Source organism: Thermoanaerobacterium sp. RBIITD (assembly GCF_900205865.1).
In the GTDB taxonomy this organism is placed as follows: Bacteria; Bacillota; Thermoanaerobacteria; order Thermoanaerobacterales; family Thermoanaerobacteraceae; genus Thermoanaerobacterium.
On record NZ_LT906662.1, the window covers coordinates 2,541,715 to 2,561,409 of the forward strand.

Here is a 19,695-nt window from a genome sequence, read left to right on the forward strand (position 1 = left end):
TATATTCCGATTGACTTTTAATAGATTAGATGTTATTATAATGAAAGGATACCTAATAGGGGTATAAAGTACCAAAGGAGGCGCGAAAAATGGCAAAAGATCCTGTATGTCGAATGGATTTAAGAGAAGAAGATGCCGCAGCTAAAACAACATATAACGGGAAGGAGTATTTCTTCTGTTCGAATAGCTGCAAAGTAGAATTTGAGAAAGATCCAGAGAAATATGTTAATGACCAAAAAGAACATCTGCATCAAGTACATCATCGCCATGGTAATCATGGTTGCTGTTAATTTGTTTTTGGAGTGATAGCAATGAGTAGGGTTTGATAAATCAAATCCTATTCATTTATGTGGACTTATTTTCTTGAATATCCGACGCAGTGGCACATGGGCTTACTATAAGACAAGCAATAGGAGGAATAGGTTGCGATGTATTCGGTTATGCGATGGCACGTCCATGGCCATGTGGTGTAAGAGTAGATGGACAATTATTGCACCCTGCACAAGTTTATGAATTTTTACTTGACTATATCATGTTTCTCGTGCTATGGAGAAGAAGGGGTTAGATAAAATACAATGGGCAATTATTTATCATATATATAATCTTCTTCAATATAAATAGGGCAATTGTGGAATTCTTCATGGCAAATCCAATGATTTTACCACCATTTAATATAGCGCATCTTGCAAGTGCAGTATTTATAGTAGCAGCTCTGATTTCAACACATTATATTAAAAAATATAACACTGTTGAAAAAGATGAAATGCCAGTACAAACTAAAAAAGGTTATACAGACATTATAGTTATAGTAATGCTAATGGTAATGTCGACAGCTTTCTTTTACTATATACATTAATTAAATTTAAATTTTAATTTATGAAAGGAGAATCATAGATGAAGTTTTTATCATACATTTTACCATTTTTATTTCTACTATTATGTCCATTAATGCATCTTTTTATAATGAAGGGAATGCATGATCATAATCAAAATCATGATCAAGAAATTAATAATGAGCAAATCGAAAAACCCGAAGATAAAGAGAATATAATATAGGCTAAATATTGGTCTTCTCTTTTCATTTGGAGAAGTGGTATGTAACATTTAATAGTTTTTTAAGAGGTATTTCATTAGATCTTCATAGTTTTGATATATTATTAAAATATAAAATTTAAAAAGGAGAGATTTATATGAGTATAATAAAACGCATATCTACAATCTTTAAAGCAAAGGCAAATTATATAGTAGAAAAAATGGAGGACCCAGAAGATACTCTAAATTATTCATTAGTGGAGATGAGAGAAAACTTATCAAAAATAAAAAGTTCCATGGTAGAAGTAGCAACGGTAAAGAAAAGATTAGAGAACGAATTAAATGAAATCAATATTAAGGTATCAGAATATGACAAAAATGTGGAATTAGCATTAGAAAATGGTAGAGAGGATTTGGCGAAAACATTGATACAAAATAAAAATGATCTATTAGAAAAAAAGACAAATCTTGAAATACAGATAAAAAGCATCGAAGAACAGCTTAAAAATATAGAAAAAAGCAAAGAGCAGATGGAAGAAAATGTAGTGAAATTACAAAGCAAAAAAGAAGAACTTATTACAATGAAAAAAGTAGCGGATGCCCAGGTCATGATTAAGGAAACATTGACAGGAATTGCAGGTGATTCAACAAATATAGGGGAGAGGATAAAAAATGCGGAAGGAAAAATTAAAGAAAAATATGCTAAATCACAGGCTATAGATTATATGGTTGATGAAGGTATGCTCGATAATATTTTAGATGATGGAGATAATGTTGAGAAGGAATTAAAAAATATTGAAAAGGAGAAAAAAGTCAATGAAGAACTTGAAGAACTAAAAAAACGAATTATGGAAAAAATCAAATAAATAAGGAGTGATTTTTATGGGATGTGGCGGAAGAGGTTTCTTCAAGATCTTTGATTTTTATGATATTTATGGAGGCTGTGGAAGTGGTGGTTACCATCATGAAAGGCATTATGAATATGACAGATATGATGAAATGATCACAGTAATAGATAGATTATATGCAGAAGGTAAGATTGATACAGAATTGTATTCAAGATTAAGAAAAGATGCTGCAAGTGGTAACCTTACAATTGATGATTTAATGAGAATCGAGATAAATAGCCGTAAGAAATCAAATAGTGAATACAGTGAGACTGATTTTGAATTAAAAAAGTATTATGACAAATTAAATCAAATTGATAAGGCTAAAGAAGAATCATTGAAGATAAAAAATGAATTAATTTCACAGATTGAAGATTTAAAAAGAAAAGCAACAAATCTTGAAAAAGCGGCAGAAACAATGCTTTCCGCAGACGAGTCTTCAGCTAAAGACTATCTTAAAGAAAAAATAGACATGGAAAGTAAGATATCTACACTTGAAAAGAGAAAGCAAGATCTTGATAAAGATATTTCTGATATGGATGAACTTAAAAATGAATTGAATCTCAAAATCCTTGAGCTAAAATCATTAAAACAAAGAGAAAAGCTAAATGACTTAAAATTTGATATAAAGAATGTAAAAAAATAGAACTCTTTATAGGAGTTCTATTTTTATGTGGGTGGCATGCGCGCAGCCTTGACGTCGAAAGTCCGTTATGGGGGGATAGCACATAACCGTTAGCTAAAGATAAGGGTGTCCATCGTGAGGCCGGGTACTCAACATAGGTAGGTTGCGATAGAAGTAAGCAGCAAAATCATGGCGTGACGAACAGAAACTGCATATAAGACATATATGCTGGTTGCAAAGCGTAATCCCTTGATAGTTGGATTCAAAGAAGACTAAAAGCATATATTAAAACAGTGGAAGAAAGTCAAAACAAGGCATGAAAATTTAATAAAACAAGGAATTGAAAGACATGAAGTTTGAGATTATGCCGATACAAGGAAAAGTTATTGGAGGATTTCCATTAGGTAATTTTAGATAAAACTTTAATTTATTGTGAGAAAAAAAGAGCCATAAGGCTCCTAAATCCTAAATTATTTTTGTGACCCATTAGTTGTATTTTTTAAAGAATTCGTGCAGGCATTAAGCATATTTTGTGCATCTTTTTCGTCTATTTTTCCACCCATCATATTTTGCACATCTTTTGCTGTGAGTCCTTTCATGTAATTATACATTGCTTTATAGTTGAGATTTGTGCTCATCATGCCATAGCCATAACCATTATTTGAGGTATCTGCTTTTGCTCTTAATGCAGGTATTTGTGTAAATACTATTGCACCTATTAATAATACGCCTGCAATTATAGCTAAAACTTTCTTCTTCATCATAAATTCCTCCTCAATTTTTTATTATGCTTTTATTATACAAGGTAATTATAAAGATCTTATGAAGATAAAAATATTAAAAAACTTTTATTATTTTGCATACCCAGAGGTAGTTTATATGGTATTATCTTAATAAGTATATCAACAATATAAGAGTATTTCCTCGTTAAAAGTAATAATCCGAATATAGCCACAATTGTATTCAAGATTCTTGAAATTGTTCCTATATACTTACTAACTTTAGTTAATCCTGAAAGTATTCTTCCATCTATAAAAGCCTTTAAGATTCCCGCATTAAGTTTTTAGGAAATAAAAGAGAGCCGTAATTTTATGGCTCTTGATTCATATTCTTTCTATTTAGAAGGTTTATAGAATTTTACATTTGGTATTAATTTAAAATGCTTGTCAAGTGTATATATAGATATTTCAGCAATCAATATATCTGTCATTGGTATTGTACATAGCCTCGGTTTCCTTAATTAATTCTTCTGAAATATTTATTGTAGTCCTCATATTAATCAACTCTTTCATACATATTTTACATCATCTTTATATGAATATTAATATGCGAAATACAATAAGGATTATTCTTGTGAACTATAACAAAAAGTATTATAATTATAATGTAAAAAAAAAGGGATGAAGCTCCCTTATGAATTGCTGATAACGGCTGATGGCTTCTACGAGAAAGAGTAGATGGCTATCGGCCTTTTTATATGAGTTGGTTTCAAAGGGGAGATTTTTTATGTTGCTGAATTTATCTATATGTTACAAATGCGGAATATGTTGCAGTTTATTTGATACTATAAATACCCAAGGAGGTGTTATAATTAAATGACTTTTCAAAGCATACTATTTAAAAATATTGAAAACAAGTCAAAAAAAAGAATTATTTGAAGAGCCTGAATTTTTTGCGGATTTACATCTTGATCAGATTATAGAAGCTATAACATTTGGCAGAGGAGAATATAATCTAAAACCATTTTTTTATACTTTATTAAATGACATCAATGCAATCAGGTATCGTCAAGAAATAATGGAAGATCTTGAAAATAAAGTATTATTTGAGTATATAAAATCATTTGCTCAAAAATTTCATGAAATGCGTGAACATCTGGCACAGGCAGATAAACTTTACTATAAATACCAAAAGGAAAGTTGGTTTTTGGATGCAGTTGAAATTTATTGTGAAGCTGTAACTTGCTTAGCACGTGATTTAACACTTGTAGATTTAAAATCAACTGGTTTTCTTGCATTTCGCGAATATCTAGCGAAGTATGTTGAATCTGAATCTTTTACTTCACTTTTGTCTGGGACAAAAAAGCTTAAAGCCGAATTATCATCTATAAAATATTGTTTGCTTATAAATGGCAACTGCATCAAGGTTTGTAAATATGAATCAGAAATTAATTACAGCGATATAGTTGAAAAAACATTTAAAAAATTCAAAGAAGGAGATGTGAAAGACTATCGGATGAAATTTTCCGAATATACGGAAATGAACCATGTTGAAGCAAATATATTGGATTTTGTAGTTCAATTATATCCAGAAATATTTACAAATCTTGATAATTATTGCATAAAAAATATCAATTATATAGATGAAAAAATAAGTGTTTTTGATCGTGAAATACAATTTTATATGGCCTATTTAGAGTTTATATCGATGTTTAAACAAGTGGGATTAAAATTTTGTTATCCGCAAATTTCCAGTACATGCAAGGAAGTTTATGATTATGAAAGTTTTGATTTGGCTTTAGCTAATAAACTTATATCTAATCAATCGCCAGTCGTCTTAAATGACTTTTATCTTAAAGGGAATGAAAGAATTTTCGTCGTATCTGGTCCTAATCAAGGTGGAAAAACAACTTTTGCTCGCACATTTGGGCAGGTACATTATTTGGCTAGTATAGGCTGTCCTGTCCCCGGTAGCGAGGCACAACTTTTCTTATTCGACAAGTTTTTTACACATTTTGAAAGAGAGGAAAACATAAATGATCTTCATGGTAAATTAGAAGACGAATTGATTAGAATTCATAACATTTTTAGTAAATCTACACCAAATAGTATTATTATAATAAATGAAATATTTACTTCCACTACCTTAAAAGATGCAGTTTTTTTAAGCAAAAGGATAATGGATAAAATAATTAAATTGGATTTGCTTTGTGTTTGGGTAACATTTATAGATGGATTGTCTTCTTATAGCGGAAAAACTGTAAATGTAGTTAGTACAGTAGTACCAGATAATCCAGCAGAAAGAACTTATAAAATTATAAGGAAGCCGGCTGATGGGCTTTCATATGCTTTATCAATTGTGGAAAAATACAGACTCACGTATGACTATATAAAGGAGCGGATAAAATCATGAAGACATTTCTTATGTTTAGAAACCGTGATTTTGATTTAAAACAAGATTTACCATGGAATGAGCAAATATTGATACAGGATTTGGAATTAAAGACGCTTTTTGATACAATGGCACAAGGTGACGAATTTTTGTTTAATGTTGCTAAAGAAGCTATTTTATCTAGCTTAAATGATATTGATGAAATACTTTACCGCCAGTATATTCTCAAGGATTGCCTTAAGAATCCTTCCGTTGTCAGAAATATTTATAATATTACAGTAGAAACGATCGAAAACGAGAGGAGAAATTTTTGGAGCATTTTTAGCAATTATTCAGGATCCATATTGCATAGTTCAATTGAAATGATGCAGATGTATTTGGATATGCTAAAAAAATTAAGGAATGTTGCAGATGAGAATGCTCATAATTTTGAAACAGAAGGGTTTAAATCACTATTTTCAATGCTTAAAAAAGAATTGAATGATGAATATATATTGAAAGTGTAAAAGATCATTTAAAAGAGCTGAAATTTGATAATGGTGTACTAATAAGTGCAGAACTAGGAAAGGGCAATAAGGGAATTCATTATATTCTTCGTAAGTCAAAGGAGATTAAACAAGGCTTAATTGAGAGGATTTTTTCAAAAAAGCCACCCGCATTTACTTTTTACATCAGTGATCGGGATGAAAGCGGCATGAAAGCATTGTCAGAATTAAAAGATAAAGGGATAAATCTTGTAGCAAATGCGTTAGCACAATCTGCTGATCATATTAACGGCTTTTTTAATATGTTAAGGGCAGAATTGGCCTTTTATATTGGTTGTATCAAATTATATGAACAACTCATTCAAAAAGGAGAACCAGTATGCTTTCCAGTACCTGTATCTCCTGATGAACGCAAGCTTTCTTTTAAGGGCTTATATGATGTTTGCTTAGCAATAACTATGAAGCAGAAAATTGTAGCAAATGATTTGAATGCTAATGATAAGGATCTTTTTATTATAACTGGTGCTAATCAAGGCGGAAAAACCACTTTTTTAAGAAGTATTGGCTTAGCACAATTGATGATGCAATGTGGCATGTTTGTGCCAGCTGAAACATTCTGTTCAAATATCTGCAATGGTCTTTTTACTCATTATAAACGGGAAGAAGATATTACAATGAAAAGCGGGAAACTTGATGAAGAACTTAGGAGAATGAGCGATATTGTAGATAATATAACATCAAATTCTACGATACTCTTTAATGAATCATTTGCGGCGACAAATGAAAGGGAGGGTTCGGAGATTTTTAGGCAAATAATAAGTGTATTATTAGAAAAACGAATAAAAATCATCTTTGTTACGCATTTATATGAACTCTCACATAGCTTATATGATAAAAAAATGGATAATGCAATTTTTTTAAGAGCAGAAAGGCAGAACACAATTTCGTATTGACATTAGCAACTAATTGATTTAGTATAATATACAACATTGTATCAAGATTAATAAAAGGTTATTAGCTTGCATAAAAATGCTCTTCCATATTAATGGATAAAATGATATAATATATTTGACAATAAAAAAGAGGATGAAGCTCCCTCATTTAAACTGCTGAAAAGCTGATGGCTTCTACTAGTAGAGTAGATAGCTGTCGGCTTTTTAATTTTTAGATGAAATATCCTTTTAAGTATCGTTCTAATTATTTTAGGAGGTGCGATGAAATGACGTTTCAAAGTATCCTGTTTTTAAATACCAATGATTTGTTAAATAAAGAGGTACCTAGTGAACCAGATTTTTTTCAGGATTTGAATATTGATCAAATAGTAGATGCTATAACATTTGGCAGGAGCGAATATAACCTCAAACCATTTTTCTACAAAACGCCTAATGACATTGATACTATAAAATATCGTCAGGAAATAATGAGGGATCTTGAAGATAATAAACTTTTTGAGTGCATAAAATCTTTTTCTGAGAAATTTCAACATATGCGTGAAAATCTGATGCAGGCAGATAAACTTTACTACAAGTATCAAAAAGAAAGATGGTTTTTAGATGCAGTTGATATTTATTGTGATGCTGTAGCTTCTCTAGCTAACGATTTAACGCTTATGGATTTAAAGTCTACTGGTTTTATTGCATTTCGAGAATATATCTTGAAATATGTTAAAAGCGATTCTTTTGTATCTTTGAATGAAGCAACAAAAAAGCTTAAAGACGATTTGTCATCTATAAAGTACAGTATACTTATAAGGGGAAACGGCATAAAAGTAAGCAAATACGAATCAGAGATAAATTACAGCGACATTGTGGAAGAAACTTTTAAGAAGTTTAAAGAAGGAGAAGCGAAAGATTACAGAAAGAAGTTTTCAGAGTATGCAGATATGAACCATGTGGAGGCAAACATTTTAGATTTGGTAGCTCAATTATACAAAGAAATATTTGCAGAGCTTGATGATTACTGCCTTAAAAATAGCGATTACATTGATGATAAGATAGGCGCATTTGAACGAGAGGTACAGTTTTATATGTCGTATTTGGAGTTTATTTCAAGGTTCAAAGAGATAGGATTGGATTTCTGCTATCCACTTGTTGTCAGCGAATCTAAAGAAGTTTTTGATTATGGATGTTTTGACTTGGCTTTGGCCAATAAACTTATTGCCAATAAATCGACAGTTGTCACAAACGATTTTTACCTAAGTGGCAAAGAGAGAATTTTCGTTGTATCTGGACCTAATCAAGGTGGGAAAACGACATTTGCTAGGACATTTGGGCAAGTTCATTATTTAGCAAGTATTGGGTGCCCTGTTCCAGGTTATAAAGCGCAGCTATTTTTATATGACAATATTTTTACACACTTTGAAAGAGAGGAAGACGTAAATGACCTTCATAGCAAATTAGAAGATGAATTGATTAGAATTTACGATATCCTTTTAAAAGCTACATCAAATAGCATTGTTATATTGAATGAAATATTTACTTCTACTACATTAGAAGATGCGATCTTTCTCAGCAAAAAAATAATGGATAAGATAATAAAATTAGATTTGCTTTGTGTTTGGGTTACATTTATAGATGAATTATCCACTTATAGCGAAAAGACTGTAAGCGTAGTTAGTACAGTGGTACCAGACAATCCTGTACTTAGAACTTATAAGGTTGTAAGAAAACCGGCTGATGGATTATCTTATGCTATTACAATTGCGGAAAAATACAGACTTACGTACGACTATATAAAGGAGCGTGTAAAGCAATGAAGACATTTCTATTATACAAAAATCGCGATTTTGATATGAAGCAGGAATTGCCTTGGAATGAACAGATGCTGATACAGGATTTAGGTTTGAATGTGGTTTTTGATGCTATGGCACAAGGTGATGAGTTTTTGTACGATGTAGCTTATAGAGTCATTCTAACAAGTCTAAATGATATTGATGAAATCCTTTATCGTCAAGATATTCTCAGAGATTGTCTTAAGAATCCTTATGTCGTCAGAACCATTTATGGCATTGCAGTTGAAACAATAGAAAATGAAAAGAAAAATTTTTGGAGCATTTTTAGTAGCTACCCGTCATCAATTTTGCATAGCTCCATTGAACTAATGCACATGTATATTGATATGCTTAAAAAATTAAGAAACGTTGCGGAAGAAAATATTCATAATTTTGATTCTGATGGTTTTAAGTCGCTATTTTCAATGCTTCAAAAAGAATTGGATGATGGATATATTGAAACTGTGAAAAATCATTTGAAAGAGCTGAAATTTGATAATGGCGTACTAATAAGTGCAGAACTGGGAAAGGGAAATAAAGGAATTCACTATATTCTTCGTAAGTCAAAGGAGACTAAACAAGGCTTAATTGAGAGGATTTTTTCAAAAAAGACACCCGCATTTACTTTTTACATCAGTGATCGAGACGAAAGCGGTATGAAAGCATTATCAGAATTAAAAGATAGAGGCATAAACCTTGTAGCGAATGCTTTAGCGCAGTCTGCAGATCACATTAACGGCTTTTTTAAGATGCTTAGGACGGAATTAGCATTTTATATCGGTTGCATTAATTTATATGAGCAACTTACGAAGATAGGTGAGACTATATGTTTTCCCGTGCCTTTATCTGCGGATGAACGGAAACACTCTTTTGTTGGTCTATATGATATTAGTCTGTCTCTGACAATGAAACAGAAAGTAGTGGCAAATGATTTGAATGCGGACAAAAAAGACCTTTTTGTCATAACAGGAGCTAACCAAGGGGGAAAAACGACATTTTTAAGAAGCATTGGGCTGGCGCAGTTAATGATGCAGTGCGGGATGTTTGTGGCGGCAGAGAAATTTTCATCAAATATATGTATTGGCTTATTTACACACTTTAAAAGAGAAGAAGATGAAGAAATGAACAGCGGTAAATTAGACGAAGAATTAAGCAGGATGAGTGATATTGTTGATAATATAAAGCAAGACTCAATGATACTTTTTAATGAATCATTTGCAGCTACAAATGAAAGAGAGGGCTCAGAGATTTCAAGACAGATAATAAGCGCATTGCTGGAAGTCCGAGTAAAAATATTTTTTGTAACTCATCTTTATGAATTATCTCGCAGCTTGTATGATAAAAAAATGGACAATGCGATTTTTTTAAGAGCCGAAAGAAAGCCTAATGGTGAAAGATCTTTTAAATTAGTTGAGGGTGAACCGCTTAAGACAAGCTATGGCGAAGATTTATACAAGAGAATATTCAGAGAATAATAGTATTGTTTTTAGAATAGGAAGGTGTGGCCGTGATGAAAAAAGTATCATTTGAAATAAGTGACGAACAAATCGAAGAAATAAAAGAATTAAAAGAGGATTTGGAAAGGGACGGTTTCAGCAGTGATGACTGCTATAGAGCTATTTTTGAGATGGGAATAAAGGCATATTGGATGGAGCGGAAAAATCCTGATGATAAAGATATAAGAAAGCAGCTTATAATGTTGGCATCAAAGTATTCTGCGATGAGATTTAAATATTTCCAGCTAGTAAGAGATAATCAAACACTGGATATAAAATTGAAAGGGTATGAAGCAGAAAACAATTATTTAAGAGGTCTTTCTGGCATAAGGACTGATGAAGAATGAGGTATATATGTCCTAACTGCTTTAAAATAGCAGACATTGGCGATGAAAAGTGTCAAAAATGCGGGTATGATTTTAAAAATATTGTGAATGATGATTATAGTCGAAAACTTATAACGGCTTTAAATCATCCTGATTATAATGTTCAGTATATGGCAGCGAAAATTATTGGGGAACTTAAGATTAAAGAAGCAAAAAGTGCTTTAATAGAATTTCTTAAGAAGGATAAAAAAAATAGGGATCCATATATTGAACAAGCCATTGTAGCGGCATTAGGCGAAATAGGCGATAAAACTGCATACGACTATATTTACAACAATATAGATAATTTTTCAATTTTAACAAAGAACATCGCTTTAATTGCTTTAGAAAATATTAAATCAAGATTTAATTAAGGAGGTAATAAAATGGACAACAAAGAAAGACCAAATAAGAATACAGTCAATAATATTAAAACATTGGGATGGGTTGCCTTTTTTGGCGGCTTGAGTCAAGACATGATACAGCCTATTTTGCCAACATTTTATACTCAGATATTGGGTTTAAGTAAAGAAACCGTAGGGTTAATTGAGGGAAGTGTAACAACAATTGTCAGTATTATGAGGATAGTTTCTGGCATAATATCTGACAAACTTGGAAAGAGAAAATCAATCGTCTTTATAGGATATCTATTTTCTGCAATAGGAAGAATTTTTCTATCATTGACTAATGGTGCGGCAATGACGTTTGGATTGCGCTTTACTGATGGCATTGGTAAAGGTTTAAAGGATGCGCCAAGAGATGCACTTGTTGCAAAGTCATCTGAAATGAAAAATATGGGCTATTCATTTGGATTTCAAAGAATGCTTGATACGTTAGGCTCATTTATAGGACCACTTATCACAACAGGGTTAATGGTTTTGCTAGCTAAATATATAGATGAAACGAAATACAGGATAATATTTTTAGTTGCAGGGCTTGTTGGCTTTATCACAATATTGCTTATTGGATTATTTATAGTTGAAAGAAAAGGGGAGAATATCAGTACACCATTTAAATTTGATTTTACTATATTCAAAGGAAAATTTTTGTTGTTTTTTATAGTTATGCTCATATTTACACTTGGAAATAGCAGTGATGCATTTTTAATATTAAGAGCTCGTAGTGTAGGTGTAAGCTCAGCCATGATACCTATTATTATTGCTATGTTTAATCTTTTTTATGCTTTATTGTCTATACCGAGCGGAATGCTGTCTGACAAGATTGGGAGAGTTAATGTAATCAAAATCGGATGGTTAATTTATGCAGTTACGTACATTGGATTTGCATTAGCCAGGGTGCCTTGGCATATATGGGTTTTATATGCAATTTACGGTGTTTATTATTCTACGACGGAAGGTGTAGCAAAGTCTCTTGTTGCACACCTTGTAGATGAAAATAGTAGAGGAACGGCTTTTGGATTATATAATGCCTCTATTGGTATTCTTGCACTGCCTGCCAGTTTTATTGCTGGATATTTGTGGGATAAAGTCACACCCTCTGCACCATTCTATTTTGGTGCAATATGCTCATTTTTAGCCGTAATTCTTATAACAATGTTTAAAATAGAAAAATAAATTTTTTAATTTATTTTAAAAGTGCATATAAATTTTTAATAAATTACTTATATTTATGAATCGTAATATCGACTTAATTATATTAAGTTTATATTGCCAAGAATAATGGCTGATAGAACTTTAATGAATAATATTGAAATATAAGGTAAATGGAAAATTAGTTAAGACCATAATGGTAAATCATACTTCAGTACCTAAATATGATAAATTCAACTTTAGGGAAAATACAGGAACAATAGAATATTTATAATAAAAAAGCATTGGTTACCCAATGCTTTTTTATTTATCTTGTTCTGAATGTTGTACATTCAGTTTCTGCACTTGTCTTTGCTGTTGGTGTTTTAGGATTTACTTCTATTGATTGTGCATGGCATTTCATATCTTTCCAGTATGTGCAAGTATTAACTCCGCATTTAACTACGCTTTCCGCGTTCATAAAAAACACCTCCAAAAATCAATTCAAAATTATTATTTACAATTTAATTAATGCTATACATATTTTATTGGGATATTTACAAAAAATAATATTGACATAATTATATCGGAATAATATAATAACAATAGAGATACCTATAGGGGGTATTACTAATACAAAAATTAGTCCAGTAATACAGCTAAAAATTTAAGAGGTGAAGATATGCAAGTAAGTTTTTTATATTTCGAAGGATGTCCTAATTCAGAACCTGCATTAAAGCTATTAAAGGAAGTTTTATTAGAGAAAGGTTTTAAAGAAGATATTGATATTATAAAAATAAATTCTGAAGAAGATGCAAATAGATACAATTTTTTAGGTTCACCATCAATTCATGTAAATGGTACAGATATAGAAAAAGAGAGAAAAAATGACGAGCCTCTTTATGGTTGCAGGGTATATAAAACCAAAAATGGATATTCAGGTATACCTTCTAAGAAAATGATATTAAATGCTATAAATGAAGCATTAATATATAAAAATCAATTAATTTAATAGGAGATGAGCTATATGTCAGTAAAAGCAACTTTAAAGATATCTGGGATGTCCTGCGCATCATGTGCAGCTAAGATAGAAAAGGGCCTTAAGAATATGGATGGCATTAGTGAAGCAAATGTCAATTTAGCCATTGAAAAAGTGACGGTAACATATGACCCTGAAAAAGTTAATACAGATGATATGACCAAAAAAATCGAGGATTTAGGATATGGAGTAATTAAAGAAAAAGTCGAACTAATACTTATAGGGATGTCATGTGCATCATGTGCAGCTAAGATAGAAAAAGCATTAAACAATTTACCCGGTATAAATAGAGCGACAGTTAATTTTGCAACTGAAACTGCAACTGTTGAATATGATTCAAGCAAAGTAGATGCCGCTACTATGATAAAAGCTATTAGAAATATCGGTTATAATGCAAAAGAAAAGACAGAGATTGGAATAGATACAGAAAAAGAGGAAAGAGAAAAAACGATAAAAACATTAAAAAAGTTAGTTATTATTTCAACTATATTAACAATACCATTACTTATATCAATGTTCGGGAGGATATTTAATTTTTCTGCAGGTATATTAGATAATCCATGGGCTCAAATAGTAATATCTTTTCCAGTGCAATTTATTATTGGATTTAGTAGTGATAGGTAAGGCTTTGAAGTTATCTTTGCCTTTTCCCCCACTCCAAACCGTACGTGAGACTTTCGCCTCATACGGCTTTCCAACGATTAGTCGCCTTTACGGGGACAGGCGTTAGTGTCGCCACTATTACCTGCTTGCAATAATTCTCTGAATTTATTGATTTTCACTTTCTGTCTATCCGTATAGTTGCTTGGAATTGGACTTCCATGTACAATATGATGGCATTGTTCGCACAACCATGCTAGGTTAGGCACCTTGTTTACCTTATCAGATTTTAGTTGTGGTTGGATATGATGACATTCCATGTTGCATTTTTCCAGCCATTTTCCGCATATCCTGCATTTGCCTTTATCACGATTATAGGCGTATTCTCTATTCATAAAATATTCAAAATTATATAGTTTATTATTTTTGTGGTGTATTAGAGTCTTTATATCGTATAGTGGCGGTCTATCCAAAGGTACTTTCTCTTTCTTTTTAAACTGCTTTAAATACAGGTTTCTGCCTTCTTCCGTATATGGCGTCATCTTTTGGTTGAACGGATATTTTGTCCACTGGCTATGAGTGATAAATGTTTTGGTGATGCCAATGTACTGGTCTTTAACTTTGACCGCAAATGTTTTGGTCTTGTAGCCTTGATGTCTCTGCGGTCTGTTTGCCAATTTTTCCAGTTCAACTTGATGTTCCATATACGTTTTAGGATAGAGCTTTTGGAAAGTTCGGAATGCACAGCGATATATTTTATTGTCGATATATTGATAAGTGTTGCTGCATATTCCTGTTTTCCAATATTCTGCCATGCCTATAATCATAGAGTTAACCTTCTCAATTTGGATGGCTCTGTCAAGCTCTTTAGGTACATCTTTCAATTTACGTATCTCCTTATTGATTATTTTGACCTGCTCTTTGACTTTCTTGAAGTCAGGTCTTGATTTACCTACGAGCTTGGTAGGATGTGGATTGTCCGGAGATGGCCGCTTATAGTCCGCCTGTATAAGGAAGCCTAAAAATTTGACATATTTTTGTGTCATATCCGTTATGATCGTCTTTTCTTCGGAAAGTTCAAGTTTAAGCTTATGCTTAAAGTATTTCCGGAGATACTTTAACAGTCTGTTGGCTTCTTTTTCAGTCGTTGTCATTATTATCCAATCGTCAGCGTATCTGACTAGGTACTTTGGTATTGTGCCCTGATTCTTAAGTCTTGCTCTATCATGGTTTAGTCTTTGATATTGTTGCTTTGGTTCCTGATACATTCTACCAATGGTCCAGTCAAAATTGTTTAGATATATATTCGCTAAGATTGGTGATATAATACCACCTTGTGGCGTTCCTAGTTCTGTTAGGTGTTTAAGGTCTGTTTCTATATAACCAGCCTTGAGCATTTGTTTAATTAGCATCAATATTCGTTTATCATGTATACCTATGCGATAGCATTTGTTTAATAATATGCGATGGTTGATGTTGTCAAAGCAACCTTTGATATCGCCTTCTATTGCATATTTAGGTACATCCTTTTTGGCCTTGTTGATGTTATTAATGATATCAGCTATTGCATGTTTGGTAGCACGATAAGGTCTAAAACCATAACTGTGAGGATAAAATTTTGCCTCACAAACAGGTTCTATGACTATGTGGATACATTCCTGAATTATTCTGTCTAACATGGTAGGAATACCCAGCGGTCTCTTCTTGCCATTCTTTTTAGGAATATATATCCTTCTGACTGGTTGTGGCTGGTAGTTTTTAGCTGTGTTTTGCACAAGTTCTATGAGTTCCTGATATGGCATTTGCAAGTAATAGTTTATGTTGTTTTTATCCACACCGGGAGTGCTAGAACCTTTGTTGGCTTTGATGTTGTGTATGGCTGTGACTATCGTTATAGGATTAAATGCCAATTCATAAAGTCCATGAAAGCTTCTTCCTTCTTTACTTTTAGCGTAAATTAAATCAAGCCTTTCTTTAAGCTGTCCTTCACTTGCAATCTTGTTGTTTATATGCATAAGGCAACACCTCCTTATGGTTCATTACCTATATTTCAAGGACTTTCAAGATTGCGGTGAGAATTATTTGCAAGAACTAACCGTCTGGTGTCCTTCGTTCAGTATCATTTGTGTTATGATACATCATTACTACTATGACACCTCCGACTTCCTACATGCTTCATCATGTCGCTACATTCCACATGTAGGCTCTCCTGCGTTCCAGCTCATCTATCCTTAAATGTGACCTTTAGGAGGGTACTTTACTCCGGGAAGCTCACACCAATGTTTGAGTTACAGTTATTCATTGGCTCTTACAGGCTATTTCATGCTTGTACTTGTATAATGAAGTATCAACATTATACAAAGCTTCCATCGTTTCCACGTTTCCATGGCACATTTTGTCGGAGCTTTAATCATACCTTTCTTGCGTCTCCATAGGTCACGGATGTCCGCACCATTATTATCCATGCCTTACATGATGTAAGGTTTAGGTTTTCAGGTTACGACTTTACCTGGCTTCTGACAATAGTGTGTAGCGACACACTGTTGCCAGCAGGAGTCTCAACACGCACACCGTTTCGGCTTTGATTTGCCTCATTAGCGTTAACTCTGTGTGGCAGAGGAATTTCACCTCTGATTTTGATGAGCTAGTTATCATGTCATTTCTGACATGTTGACGTTTTTCTTACCTTATCAGGGCAAGATTATCGCGCAAACGCAGCGCACGATACTATAAAGGTGCATGGCACAACCTCAAAAATAAATCAGCAAATATGGATACACTTGTAGCACTCGGTACATCGGCAGCATATTTTTACAGTGTATATAATGTATTTACAAAACCTATGTCAGAAATACACAACTATTTATATTTTGAAGCTTCGGCTGTTATAATTACTTTAATTACTCTTGGGAAAATGCTTGAAGCAACTGCAAAGGGTAAGACATCAGAAGCAATAAAAAAACTTATGGGACTTAGAGCAAAGACCGCAAGAGTCATAAGAAATGGTCAAGAAATAGATATACCGATCGAAGAAGTAGAAGTTGGAGATATAGTTGTAGTAAGACCTGGAGAAAAAGTGCCTGTCGATGGAAAGATTATTGAAGGATATTCAGCGATAGATGAATCTATGATAACAGGTGAATCAATTCATGTTGAGAAAAATATAGGTGATGAGGTAATTGGTGCAACAATAAATAAAACAGGTACATTTAAATTTGAGGCAACAAAAGTAGGTAAAGATACAGTACTTTCTCAAATTATAAAAATGGTAGAAGATGCACAAGGCTCAAAAGCACCTATACAGGAAATAGCTGATAAGGTATCTGGTGTATTTGTCCCAATTGTTATGACAATAGCATTATTAACATTCTTAATATGGTATTTAGTATTGGGAAATATAAATTCGGGTATCATAAGCGCAGTATCAGTTCTTGTTATTGCATGTCCTTGCGCATTAGGTCTTGCAACACCTACATCCGTTATGGTTGGGACAGGTAAAGGCGCTGAAAATGGTATACTTATAAAAGGTGGAGAATATCTGCAAAAAGCAAAAGAGATAAAAGCTATAGTACTTGATAAGACAGGTACAATAACAAAGGGTGAACCTGAGGTTACAGATGTGATATCAACAGGTGATATAAGCGAAGAAGAGCTAATAAAATTAGCAGGAATAGCCGAAAAAAACTCTGAGCATCCGCTTGGCGAAGCAATCGTAAATAAAGCAAAGGAAAAGTACAAAAAATTGTCAGATCCGGACAAATTTGAGGCTATACCGGGCGAAGGTATTTATGCTATAATAAACAATAAAGAATATTATATAGGTAATAGAAGGCTTGCAAATAAACAAAAAATCGATATAGATGTAATCGAACCTGTACTTCAACGACTAGAGGATGAAGGCAAAACTGCGATGATTGTTATGTCAAAAGACAAAGTGGAAGGTTTGATTGCTGTTGCGGACACAGTAAAAGATGATTCATTAAAAGCAATAAGAGAATTACAGGCAATGAATATAGATGTGTACATGATAACTGGTGACAATAGAAGAACTGCCGAAGCTATTGCAAAACAGGTAGGCATTACAAATGTTTTAGCAGAAGTTTTACCTGAAAATAAAGCGGAAGAAGTTATTAAATTGCAAAAAGAGGGTAAAATAGTTGCAATGGTTGGCGATGGAATCAACGATGCACCAGCACTTGCACAATCAGATGTTGGTATTGCAATAGGAACTGGCACAGATGTTGCTATTGAGACAGCTGACATCACACTGATAAGTGGTAATCTTTTGGGATTAGTTACGGCTATAAAGTTGAGTAGGGCAACAATGAGAAATATTTATCAAAATTTGTTTTGGGCTTTTGTTTATAATACAATAGGTATACCATTTGCTGCTATGGGGCTTTTGAGTCCTGCTATAGCAGGGGGTGCAATGGCATTCAGTTCAGTATCAGTTGTATCAAACGCCTTGAGGCTGAGGAGGTTCAGATCAGCTAAGTAGTGAGGTGAGTAATATGGAATGCCCGAATTGCAAAAGCACTAATGTGGGCAAAATAGGCAATAACCTGTATTTTTGTAGGGATTGCAATTGTGAGATTAAAATTAAAAAATGTACAGCTGTTGTTAGTGTATATGACTCTGAGGGCTGTATAAGCAAAAGATTTAAAGTTTGTTATAATGTTTGAGAGGGGATAGCTTAACCCTCTATTATTTTTGCCTTTTTTGTGATACAAAAAAGTGATATACTATTTAAGATAGAGCCAATAAAAAGGAATTAAAGTAAATGATAATTGATAAAATATTACTATGTAATAATTTTCTTGTAATTCCATATAGGGAGTGATATGGTGATAGATATTATTAACAAATTTAAAGGGATAATATCAGAAGAGAACATTTTTATAAATGAACCAATGTCAAGGCACACTTCATTTAGAATAGGGGGACCTGCCGATTTACTTTTGATACCGCAAAATAGGGATGAATTGATAAATGTACTTAATGTCATTAGAAATGACAATATACCTTATTACATACTTGGCAATGGAACAAATATTATAGTTTCTGATAAAGGTATAAGAGGTGTAGTAGTTAAATTGACTGCCATGAGAAAGATATCAATTATTGGTGAAACAATAATCTCCGAGACAGGTGCATTATTATCAGCAATCGCAAATGCAGCCCTTGACAACGAGCTTACAGGGTTTGAATTTGCTAGTGGTATACCCGGTACACTCGGTGGGGCTGTTACAATGAATGCTGGTGCATATGGTCCTGAAATAAAGGATGTGATAGGGATGGTAGAGGTCATTGATGGAAAGGGAAATATTTATGAACTTGAAAATGGCAAAATGAGATTTGCCTATAGAAGTAGTGCTATACAGATAGACAAATTGATTGCATTAAGAGCATGGATAAATTTAAAAAAAGGCAATTACAAAGACATAAGAGCCAAAATGGATGAATTAAACGGTCTAAGAAGGATGAAGCAACCATTGGAATATCCAAGTGCTGGTAGTGTATTTAAAAGACCTGAGGGATATTATGCGGGTAAATTGATACAGGATGCTGGCTTAAGGGGTTATATGATAGGTGGTGCACAAGTATCCGAAAAACACTGCGGTTTTATAATAAATAAAGGAAATGCAACAGCAGAAGATGTATTAAAATTAATTGAACATATACAAAAGGAAGTAAAAAATAAATTTGGAGTGGAGTTGCAAACAGAAGTAAGAATTGTAGGGGAGAAATAGGCATAT

General features: G+C 32.8%; 20 protein-coding genes, 2 pseudogenes and 2 riboswitches. Of the genes and pseudogenes, 19 read left to right on the forward strand and 3 right to left on the reverse strand.

The window, feature by feature from the left end; all coding sequences use genetic code 11:
* Positions 1 to 89 precede the first annotated feature (89 nt).
* The 6 genes from CPG45_RS12230 (at position 90) to CPG45_RS12250 (ending at position 2,565) form a co-directional block, all read left to right on the forward strand.
* Positions 90 to 290, forward strand: coding sequence for a YHS domain-containing protein (locus CPG45_RS12230; RefSeq protein WP_096232194.1), 201 nt, complete (start codon positions 90 to 92; stop codon positions 288 to 290).
* 89 nt (positions 291 to 379) lie between these two features.
* Complete coding sequence (locus tag CPG45_RS18520) at positions 380 to 565, forward strand: prolipoprotein diacylglyceryl transferase family protein (RefSeq protein WP_231968747.1); 186 nt, start codon at positions 380 to 382, stop codon at positions 563 to 565.
* 75 nt (positions 566 to 640) lie between these two features.
* A complete protein-coding gene (locus CPG45_RS18525; protein WP_231968749.1) occupies positions 641 to 856 on the forward strand; it encodes a hypothetical protein in 216 nt (71 codons plus the stop codon).
* Between the two features lie 38 nt (positions 857 to 894).
* Positions 895 to 1,056 carry a DUF2933 domain-containing protein gene (locus CPG45_RS12240; RefSeq protein WP_096232195.1) on the forward strand — a complete coding sequence of 54 codons (162 nt, stop codon included), beginning with the start codon at positions 895 to 897 and terminating at the stop codon, positions 1,054 to 1,056.
* 134 nt (positions 1,057 to 1,190) lie between these two features.
* Complete coding sequence (locus tag CPG45_RS12245) at positions 1,191 to 1,898, forward strand: PspA/IM30 family protein (RefSeq protein ID WP_096232196.1); 708 nt, start codon at positions 1,191 to 1,193, stop codon at positions 1,896 to 1,898.
* Positions 1,899 to 1,914: 16 nt separating this feature from the next.
* Positions 1,915 to 2,565 (forward strand): hypothetical protein, encoded by a 651-nt coding sequence (locus CPG45_RS12250; RefSeq protein WP_096232197.1) that lies wholly within the window; start codon positions 1,915 to 1,917, stop codon positions 2,563 to 2,565.
* Positions 2,566 to 3,014: 449 nt separating this feature from the next.
* On the opposite strand, the gene CPG45_RS12255 is transcribed toward CPG45_RS12250, so the two are convergent.
* On the reverse strand, positions 3,015 to 3,305 hold the full coding sequence (locus CPG45_RS12255; RefSeq protein WP_096232198.1) for a hypothetical protein: 291 nt from the start codon (positions 3,303 to 3,305) through the stop codon (positions 3,015 to 3,017).
* Positions 3,306 to 3,931: 626 nt separating this feature from the next.
* Positions 3,932 to 3,995: riboswitch (Fluoride riboswitch) on the forward strand.
* A 175-nt stretch (positions 3,996 to 4,170) separates the two neighbouring features.
* Here CPG45_RS12255 and CPG45_RS12265 point away from each other — a divergent pair.
* The 8 genes from CPG45_RS12265 to CPG45_RS12295 all read left to right on the forward strand — a co-directional run bounded on the left by CPG45_RS12265 (position 4,171) and on the right by CPG45_RS12295 (position 12,345).
* The gene (locus CPG45_RS12265; protein WP_231968751.1) at positions 4,171 to 5,676 is read left to right on the forward strand and encodes a MutS-related protein; all 1,506 of its coding nucleotides are present in this window, start codon (positions 4,171 to 4,173) and stop codon (positions 5,674 to 5,676) included.
* Positions 5,673 to 6,161 (forward strand): hypothetical protein, encoded by a 489-nt coding sequence (locus CPG45_RS17650; protein ID WP_231968753.1) that lies wholly within the window; start codon positions 5,673 to 5,675, stop codon positions 6,159 to 6,161. The genes CPG45_RS12265 and CPG45_RS17650 overlap by 4 nt, the downstream gene beginning before the upstream one ends.
* 41 nt (positions 6,162 to 6,202) lie before the next feature.
* On the forward strand, positions 6,203 to 7,093 hold the full coding sequence (locus tag CPG45_RS17655; RefSeq protein WP_502695821.1) for a MutS-related protein: 891 nt from the start codon (positions 6,203 to 6,205) through the stop codon (positions 7,091 to 7,093).
* A 120-nt stretch (positions 7,094 to 7,213) separates the two neighbouring features.
* Positions 7,214 to 7,277, forward strand: a riboswitch (Fluoride riboswitch).
* Positions 7,278 to 7,359: 82 nt separating this feature from the next.
* Positions 7,360 to 8,895, forward strand: a complete 1,536-nt coding sequence (locus CPG45_RS12275; protein WP_096232199.1) for a MutS-related protein — start codon at positions 7,360 to 7,362, stop codon at positions 8,893 to 8,895.
* Positions 8,892 to 10,385 (forward strand): MutS-related protein, encoded by a 1,494-nt coding sequence (locus tag CPG45_RS12280; RefSeq protein ID WP_096232200.1) that lies wholly within the window; start codon positions 8,892 to 8,894, stop codon positions 10,383 to 10,385. Before CPG45_RS12275 ends, CPG45_RS12280 begins: the two co-directional genes overlap by 4 nt.
* A gap of 35 nt (positions 10,386 to 10,420) precedes the next feature.
* Positions 10,421 to 10,753, forward strand: a complete 333-nt coding sequence (locus CPG45_RS12285) for a hypothetical protein (RefSeq protein WP_096232201.1) — start codon at positions 10,421 to 10,423, stop codon at positions 10,751 to 10,753.
* Positions 10,750 to 11,145 (forward strand): HEAT repeat domain-containing protein, encoded by a 396-nt coding sequence (locus tag CPG45_RS12290; RefSeq protein ID WP_096232202.1) that lies wholly within the window; start codon positions 10,750 to 10,752, stop codon positions 11,143 to 11,145. The genes CPG45_RS12285 and CPG45_RS12290 overlap by 4 nt, the downstream gene beginning before the upstream one ends.
* A 12-nt stretch (positions 11,146 to 11,157) precedes the next feature.
* Positions 11,158 to 12,345 (forward strand): MFS transporter, encoded by a 1,188-nt coding sequence (locus CPG45_RS12295; RefSeq protein WP_096232203.1) that lies wholly within the window; start codon positions 11,158 to 11,160, stop codon positions 12,343 to 12,345.
* Positions 12,346 to 12,628: 283 nt separating this feature from the next.
* Here the strand turns inward: CPG45_RS12295 and CPG45_RS12300 are convergent, their stop codons facing one another.
* Entirely contained in the window at positions 12,629 to 12,781 is a 153-nt protein-coding gene (locus CPG45_RS12300; RefSeq protein ID WP_096232204.1) for a DUF1540 domain-containing protein, read from the reverse strand.
* Positions 12,782 to 12,982: 201 nt separating this feature from the next.
* On the opposite strand from CPG45_RS12300, the gene CPG45_RS12305 reads away from it, so the two are divergent.
* Positions 12,983 to 13,312, forward strand: a complete 330-nt coding sequence (locus CPG45_RS12305; protein WP_096232205.1) for a DF family (seleno)protein — start codon at positions 12,983 to 12,985, stop codon at positions 13,310 to 13,312.
* A gap of 15 nt (positions 13,313 to 13,327) precedes the next feature.
* Positions 13,328 to 13,948 (forward strand): annotated as a pseudogene (locus CPG45_RS12310) (heavy-metal-associated domain-containing protein); the annotation flags it as partial.
* Positions 13,949 to 14,040: 92 nt separating this feature from the next.
* Here the strand turns inward: CPG45_RS12310 and ltrA are convergent.
* Positions 14,041 to 15,954 (reverse strand): group II intron reverse transcriptase/maturase, encoded by a 1,914-nt coding sequence (gene ltrA / locus CPG45_RS12315; RefSeq protein ID WP_096231590.1) that lies wholly within the window; start codon positions 15,952 to 15,954, stop codon positions 14,041 to 14,043.
* Positions 15,955 to 16,661: 707 nt separating this feature from the next.
* Between ltrA and CPG45_RS12320 the strand changes: the two are divergent.
* The 3 genes and pseudogenes from CPG45_RS12320 to murB all read left to right on the forward strand — a co-directional run.
* Positions 16,662 to 18,437, forward strand: a pseudogene (locus CPG45_RS12320) (copper-translocating P-type ATPase); the annotation flags it as partial.
* Positions 18,438 to 18,450: 13 nt separating this feature from the next.
* Positions 18,451 to 18,621, forward strand: a complete 171-nt coding sequence (locus tag CPG45_RS18530) for a YrzR-like zinc ribbon domain (RefSeq protein ID WP_013297276.1) — start codon at positions 18,451 to 18,453, stop codon at positions 18,619 to 18,621.
* A gap of 162 nt (positions 18,622 to 18,783) precedes the next feature.
* A complete protein-coding gene (murB, locus tag CPG45_RS12325; protein ID WP_231968757.1) occupies positions 18,784 to 19,689 on the forward strand; it encodes a UDP-N-acetylmuramate dehydrogenase in 906 nt (301 codons plus the stop codon).
* Positions 19,690 to 19,695 lie beyond the last annotated feature (6 nt).